This is a genomic window from Streptomyces sp. Ru73 (genome assembly GCF_002920575.1).
In the GTDB taxonomy this organism is placed as follows: domain Bacteria; phylum Actinomycetota; class Actinomycetes; order Streptomycetales; family Streptomycetaceae; genus Streptomyces.
On sequence record NZ_PQSQ01000176.1, the window covers coordinates 1 to 6090 of the forward strand.

General features: G+C 73.4%; 5 protein-coding genes and 1 pseudogene. 4 read left to right on the forward strand and 2 right to left on the reverse strand.

Features of this window, described 5'->3' with window-relative positions; all coding sequences use genetic code 11:
• A partial coding sequence (locus tag C3486_RS35905; protein ID WP_103837054.1) for a cyclase family protein occupies positions 1 to 800 on the forward strand: 800 nt, incomplete at its 5' end.
• Between the two features lie 31 nt (positions 801 to 831).
• Positions 832 to 2478: an MFS transporter gene (locus C3486_RS35910; RefSeq protein ID WP_103837051.1), complete on the forward strand. Its 1647-nt coding sequence runs from the start codon at positions 832 to 834 to the stop codon at positions 2476 to 2478.
• A gap of 86 nt (positions 2479 to 2564) precedes the next feature.
• Here the strand turns inward: C3486_RS35910 and C3486_RS35915 are convergent.
• Positions 2565 to 3860: pseudogene (locus C3486_RS35915) on the reverse strand (alpha/beta hydrolase); the annotation flags it as partial.
• Here C3486_RS35915 and C3486_RS35920 point away from each other — a divergent pair.
• Positions 3748 to 4272 carry a hypothetical protein gene (locus C3486_RS35920; RefSeq protein ID WP_181138810.1) on the forward strand — a complete coding sequence of 175 codons (525 nt, stop codon included), beginning with the start codon at positions 3748 to 3750 and terminating at the stop codon, positions 4270 to 4272. The pseudogene C3486_RS35915 and the gene C3486_RS35920 overlap by 113 nt on opposite strands.
• Before the next feature lie 94 nt (positions 4273 to 4366).
• Here C3486_RS35920 and C3486_RS37620 read toward each other — a convergent pair whose 3' ends face one another.
• Positions 4367 to 5137, reverse strand: coding sequence for a sugar phosphate isomerase/epimerase (locus C3486_RS37620; RefSeq protein ID WP_181138811.1), 771 nt, complete (start codon positions 5135 to 5137; stop codon positions 4367 to 4369).
• 586 nt (positions 5138 to 5723) lie between these two features.
• On the opposite strand from C3486_RS37620, the gene C3486_RS35930 reads away from it, so the two are divergent.
• Positions 5724 to 6090, forward strand: a 367-nt coding sequence (locus C3486_RS35930) for an MFS transporter (protein WP_146075133.1), incomplete at its 3' end; no start/stop codon positions are given.

Genomic DNA, 6090 nt, shown 5'->3' on the forward strand with positions numbered 1-6090 from the left:
CACCCCCTGGACGCCTTGACCCGCCCATGGCCAAGGCACGCGGCCTGCCGCTGCACCGCATCACCGCCAAGCACGACCAGGCACGCGACGACGTCCTGGACGGCTTCCACCTCCAGGCCGGCACCCAGGTCGACGGACTCCGCCACCGCCGCGCCTCGGGACACGGCTTCTACAACGGCGTACCCGACCACGAGATCGTCCCCGGGAACCCCCGGCTCGGCGTCCAGGTGTGGGCCGAAGTACCGCTGGCCGGGCGCGGCCTGCTCATCGACATCGACGGGCTGCTCCGCGACCGCGGCACACCCCTCGCGCACGCCGAAGGACCCGCCCTCACCACCGGCCTGCTCGACGAGGCGCTCGCCGCACAGTCTTGCCGCGTCGAACCGGGCGACCTCGTCATGGTGCACACCGGGTGGGCGGAGTGGTACCTCACCGCCACTCCCGAGCAGCGCGCCGAGACCCGCGAACGGCGCCGCGCCACCGGCTTCGCGCAGAGCCGCGCGTTCGCCGCCTGGTGCTGGGACCACCGCATCGCGCTGATGGCCACCGACACCTTCGCCGTCGAAGTCCTGCCCGTACTGCCCGGCAGCGACTTCCGCGACAGCGCGCCCGAGGACGACGGCATGATGCACCAGGAACTGATCGCCAAGCTGGGCCTGCCCCTGGGCGAACTCTGGAACCTCACGGAGCTCGCCGGGGACTGCCGCACCACCGGGCGCTGGGACAGCCTCGTGACCGTCAAGCCGCTCCACCTGACCGGCGGAGTCGGTTCACCCGCCAACGCCACCGCGCTTCGGTAACGCGTCCGCCCCGAGGGTGCATGCTCGGCCTATGACCGACCTCACCGCACCCGGCACCGTACGGATGGCCACGGCCCAGGGCCGCTGGGTCCTGGTCACCGCCGTCATCGGCTCGGGCATGGCGATGCTGGACAGTACCGTCGTCAACGTCGCCCTGCCCCGCATCGGCACCGACCTCAACACCTCGCTGGCCGCCCTGCAGTGGACGGTCAACGCCTATCTGCTCACGCTGGCCGCGCTGCTGCTGCTCGGCGGCGCGCTCGGCGACCGCTACGGGCGACGGCGGATCTTCCTCATCGGCATGGTGTGGTTCGCCGCCGCCTCACTGCTGTGCGGCCTGGCCCCCAACGCGGCCGTACTCCTCACCGCCCGGGCCCTGCAGGGCATCGGCGGGGCGCTGCTCACGCCCGGCTCGCTCGCCCTCATCCAGGCCGTCTTCCATCCCGACGAGCGGTCCCGCGCGGTCGGCGCGTGGTCCGGGCTGGGCGGCGTGGCCACCGCTGTCGGCCCGTTCCTCGGCGGCTGGCTGGTGGACGGCCCCGGCTGGCGCTGGGTGTTCTTCCTCAACGTCCCGCTGGCGCTGGTCTGCGTACCCCTCGCCGCCCGGCACGTCCCCGAGACCCGCGACCCCACCACGCACGGCCGCTTCGACGTCCCGGGCGCGGCCCTCGGCGCGCTGGCGCTGGCCGGGGTGACCTACGCGCTGATCGCGGCGCCCGCCCGGGGTGCAGCGCCCGACGTGCTGCTCGCCGGAGCCGCGGGCGTGCTGCTCGCGGCCGCCTTCCTCGCGGTCGAGCGGCGGCACCCCGACCCCATGCTGCCGCCGTGGCTCTTCGGGCTGCGGCAGTTCACCGCCGTCAACGCGGTGACCGTCTGCGTCTACGCGGCCTTCGGCGGCTTCTTCTTCCTCACCGTGGTCTTCCTCCAGGTGGCCGCGGGGTACTCGGCGCTCGCCGCCGGCACCGCGCTGCTGCCCACCACCGTGCTGATGCTGCTGCTCTCGGCCCGCTCCGGCGAGCTGGCCCAGCGCATCGGCCCGCGCCTCCCGCTCACCCTCGGGCCGCTGCTGTGCGCCGCGGGCATGCTGCTGATGACGCGGGCGGGCACGGACGCTCCGTACGGCACCGCCGTGCTGCCCGCCGTGACGGTCCTGGGCTGCGGAATGGTGCTGCTGGTCGCGCCGCTCACCGCCACCGTGCTGGCCTCCGTCGACGTCGCACACGCCGGACTGGCCAGCGGCGTGAACAACGCGGCAGCCCGCGCGGCCGGCCTGCTCGCGGTGGCGGCCCTGCCCCTCCTCGCCGGCATGGGACCGGAGGCCTACCGCTCGGCCGGCGCGTTCGCCGCCGGCTACCGGCGCTCCCTCCTCCTCTGCGCGGCCCTGCTCATCGTCGGCGCGGTCCTCGCCTGGTGCACGGTGCGGTCCGCGGCGCCGGAGCCCGGTACGGCGGAGAAGGCGGCACGGGCCGAGGGCGTCGCGGGCCGGGAGGCGCCGGCCGGTGCCGGGGAGGAGGGCGCGGCCGGCGCCGGGGAGATGCGGCCGCGCGAGGAGGCCGGGGCACCGGCCGGCGGGGAGCGGCACTGCCGGCCCCAGTGCGCCTATCACTGCGGCGTGTCCGCACCGCCCCTCGACCCCGGCGTGCCCGCGTCCGCACCGGAGCGGGAGGACGGCGGCTGAGCCGCGCCGATCGACGCCGTCAGCATCGGCAGGGCGCGGTGGAGTTCGCGTTCCCAGTACGGCCAGGTGTGGGTGCCGGGCCCGTAGAGGTCGGCGGTGACCCGCAGGCCGTGGGCGCGGGCCCGGGCGGCGTACCGCTCCGACATGCCGCCCAGCCACTCCTCCAGCGTGTCCGGCCGGGTGCCGGGCGGGTCCAGCGGCCCCGGCGTGCCGTTGCCCGTGGCAATGAACACCGGGAAACCGCGCGGGAGCCGGTCCACCAGGTCGTACGGGTTGTGCGCCCGCCAGATGCCGGCCTGGGCGCGCGGGTCGCCCCACAGGGCCGTGGGGTCGTCGGTGTATCCGGCGACGACGTCGAGCAGCCGTTGGGGATCGGCGCCGGTGTCGACGACACCGCTGAACGAGGCGGCCGACCGGAACATGCCCGGATGGCGCCCGGCGTAGGAGAGGGCGCCGAACCCGCCCATCGACAGCCCGGCGACGGCGCGCCGGCCGTTCCCGCGCAGGGCGCGTTCCACCAGCTGGCGCAGCTCGGTGAGGTGGAAGGTCTCCCAGGCGGGCGCGCCGCCCGCTCCGTGGTTCCACCAGTCGCTGTAGAAGCCCATCGGGCCGCCCTCGGGAAGGACGATCAGGGCCCGGGTCCTGGCGGTCGCTCGTACGACGTCGGTGTGGTCGGTCCAGGCGCGCCAGCCGGGCGTGCTGTCGCAGCAGCCGTGCAGCAGGTACAGCACGGGCCACCGGCGGTGGTCGCGGTCGTACCCGGCGGGCAGCAGCACCCGGGCGTGTGCCTCGCGGCCGAGCGCGGGGGAGTGGACGGTGAGATCGAGGATGCGGTCGTCGACGCGTTCCGCCGCGGTGAGGTACGCGCCGTCGTCGGCCCGTACGGCCGGGGGTCCGCCGTCGGCGGGCGCGGCCAGCGCGGACGGCGCGGCCAGCAGGCCGGTGAGCAGCAGGGCGACGGCGGTGAGGAGGGCGAGGAAGCGGCGGGCCGCCGGGCGGACCGGTCCGCGCTCGGCCGCCGGCCCTGACCCGGGCCGTGGAGTGGCCGCGGCGCAAGAATGTTCCATGGAATTCAGCCTTCTGTTTGTGTGTGTCACGTGCAGAACCGGAAGGGGGGAAATCGTGCAACCTTTTCCCCGGGCCGCTGGTCTCTTGAGGTAATCGGGGAATTCCGCTGGACGGCGCCGTTCCGTATCCGTGTCGGATGTGCCGCGCGGGTTCTCCGGAAAATCCGCATGCCCTGCGTGAATCCCAAGGAGGAATTCCGTCGTGAGATATGCCAAGCGCGCCCTCGTCGGGCTGACCTGTGCTTTCGCCCTTGTGCCGGCCGGCTCCGCGATGGCCGGGAGCGGCCCGGCGCCCGCACCGTCGAAGCAGGCCATGACCAAGTCCACCGCCCCCTCGGCCGCCGGCAATCCCGCGAGCACGCGGGCGCAGGCGGCCGGTGTGTGCAGCGACGCCTACGCGATCGGGAACACCGGGTACATCACCCGGGAAGGCGTGCAGATCGCTTCCGTCAAGCAGTTCTACTCCCCGAAATGCAAGCAGAACTACGGCTACGTCTGGGTGTGGGATTCCTTCCGGAAAACCGCCGGCGACTACGACGTGAGCGCGGCGGTCTACAGCTACTCCCAGGACGAGGTGCTCGGCACGCGCACCTGGAAGAACAGCACCCAGCAGGAATTCTGGTCCGACGCCACCGCCACCGTGAACGACTGCACGGCGGCCGTCGGCTCGGTGCGCAGGGCCGGTGACCCGGTGTCCGCGCAGGCGGCCAGCTCGAAGCGCTGCTGACCCGCCGCAAGGTCTGCTGACGGCGCGCCCTGCGTCCGGTGGAAGGCGCCTCCCCGGACGCAGGGCGCACGGCGTCGATGCCGTACGCACCCCGCTATCCGCGCGGCAGGGGCACGCGCAGGGCGCGGAAGTAGTCGTAGGAGACGTGCGCGGTGCGGACCGGGTCGGGCTGCTGGTCCCGCTCGATGACGTAGTGGTGCCGGGGCAGGCGGCGCAGGTGCGCCAGGATGCCGGCGAAGTCGACCGAGCCCTCGCCCAGGTCCGTCTCGACGCCCTCGCGCGGCACGCCGTCCTTGATGTGCAGCATCGGGAAGCGTTCCTCGTACGACCGCAGATAGGGGGCCGGGTCGGCGCCCGCACGAAGGATCCAGTAGAGGTCCATCTCGAACCACACCAGATCGGGATCGGTCTCCTCCAGCCACACGTCGAACAACGTCTGACCGGTCTTCGGGTCCTGGTGGAACTCGTTGTCGTGCAGGTGCGCGTACCAGCGCAGTCCGCGCGCTCCGGCCGCCCTGCCCCACTGGTTCATCTCGCGGGCCATGGCGCGGTAGCCCTCGGCGGTCTGCGGGCCGTCCATGTACGACACGCCGACGTACTGCTGCCCGAGCGTCAGCGCGTTGTCGAACGTCTGCTGTGCCTTGGCGCCCCGGAAGTCGTCCGGCGCGTGGTGGCTGCCGATGACCCGCAGCCCGTTGCGCTCGGCGATCCGGCGGAACTGCGCGGCGGTGCGCCCGCCGTAGGTGTACGCGGGCTCGATCTCCGCGTATCCCGCGTCGGCGACCATCGCGAGGGTGCCCTCGGGGTCGGCGGCGAGCATGTCGCGGACCGAGTAGAGCTGGAAGCCGATGTGCCCGGGAGGCACGCGGCGGCCGGTGGCCGGTACGGCTGGTGCGGACGGCGCGGCGAACGCGGGCGAGGCGTGCGTCCCGACGGCCAGTGCGGCGGCGGCCGCGGCCGCGCCCTGGAGGAATCGACGGCGACCGGCAGACTTTCCATGAGCTGAGTACATCTTTGTCCCCCTCACAGCGAAAGTTGGGGGAAGGCTAGTGAGGGTGGTCACAGCGGCACAAGACCCGTGCCGTGACTGCCCGCGCCCGTACGGCCCTTCGCCGCGCTGCCGGCCCGGCGGCGGCCGGACCCCGGACGAATTCGGTGTGAAGCGCTCACCGGCGTTCAATAGACTGACCGGACGATGACGTACTCGGGGGCAGGGGAGCCGCAGGCACCGCACAGGTGACGTTCGGGGGACGGAAGACGAGGGCGGCGGGAGCGTTCCGGTGGGGCGCGCCCGGCCGCGGTGCGCGAGAGCGGCTCGTCGGCCGCGGCGGAGACGCCGCGCACCGGCCCCGGCGCCGCAGACGACCGAACTCCCGGCGGACCAGAGGTCCGTCGCATGCCGCCGGGCCAGCGCCCGTGTCCGACCGAATTCCAGTGAGGTGTGCCCGACCATGACCGAATCCGCGAGCGCCGGGGGCGTGGAGTCTCCCCCTACCGGTGCGCCCGTGCGCGCCCCCGTGCTGATCGCCGTCCTGGTCGTCTCGGCCTTCGTGATGATCCTGAACGAGACGATCCTGAGCGTGGCGCTGCGCGACCTCACCGTGGACCTGGGGATCGCCACCACCACCGTGCAGTGGCTGACCAGCGGCTTCCTGCTGACCATGGCCGTGATCATCCCGATCACCGGCTTCCTGCTGGAACGGTTCACCGCCCGCCAGGTCTTCCTCGCCTCGCTGACGCTGTTCAGCGTGGGCACCCTCGTCAGCGGCCTCGCGCCCGGCTTCGGGGTGCTGATGGCCGGACGCGTGGTGCAGGCAT

Excerpts from the sequence above, each read along its gene's own strand:
- C3486_RS35910 (WP_103837051.1), top strand. The coding sequence starts at position 832 with ATGACCGACCTCACCGCACCCGGCACCGTACGGATGGCCACGGCCCAG.